The sequence below is a fragment of the Pseudomonas sp. EA_65y_Pfl1_P113 genome (assembly GCF_963970525.1).
In the GTDB taxonomy this organism is placed as follows: Bacteria; Pseudomonadota; Gammaproteobacteria; order Pseudomonadales; family Pseudomonadaceae; genus Aquipseudomonas; species Aquipseudomonas tritici.
The window spans coordinates 1-593 of record NZ_CAXAQM010000249.1 but is presented as its reverse complement, the minus strand read 5'-3'; the positions used below and the strand labels follow the sequence as shown (position 1 = coordinate 593).

Below are 593 nucleotides of genomic sequence, written 5' to 3'. Positions count from 1 at the left end.
CCCATTTCTTGTCCATGATGTACCAGGTCTCCCACAGTGCCGTCAGGATCGGATTGGGCGAGCTCAGGATGAAATCGACGGTGTAGTCGTCGATCTTGACGACCTTGGCATCGGCGGGCACGCGGCTCTGAAAGTTCGAGCCTTTCGCCCGCACGCGCTCGGCAGAGAACACGACGTCGTCGGCGGTGAAGGGGTCGCCGTTGTGGAATTTCACGCCTTTGCGGAGGTGAAAGCGCCAGCGCGTCGGCTCCGGCGTTTCCCAGCTTTCGGCGAGCGCCGGGATGATCTTCAGGTCCTTGTCGCGGGCAACCAGGCCCTCATAGACATGGCCGAGATGCGCGCTGGTGGTCGATTCATTCAGCGTGTAGGGGTCGAGCGACTTGAGCTCACCCTGGTTGGCGTAGCGGAGTGTCTGGCCCGACGCCGGCGCGACCGCCAATGCAAGCACACCGGCGAGCGTCGCCGCAAAAACACCTCGCCCCAGTGATCGACCAACTGACATTCTTGACCCTCTCCATTCCGCCGCGCCCGTGATTTTTGATTGTCAGGCGGACGGTTCAATCATGTTGCCCAGAGTTCTCGACCCGTGCAAG

The 593-nt window shown here is 61.6% G+C and carries 1 protein-coding gene; it reads right to left on the bottom strand.

Features of this window, described 5'->3' with window-relative positions:
• Positions 1-502: ABC transporter substrate-binding protein (locus tag AACY52_RS29415; protein WP_339561236.1), on the bottom strand; the 502-nt coding region annotated here is incomplete at its 3' end.
• Between the last annotated feature and the right edge of the window lie 91 nt (positions 503-593).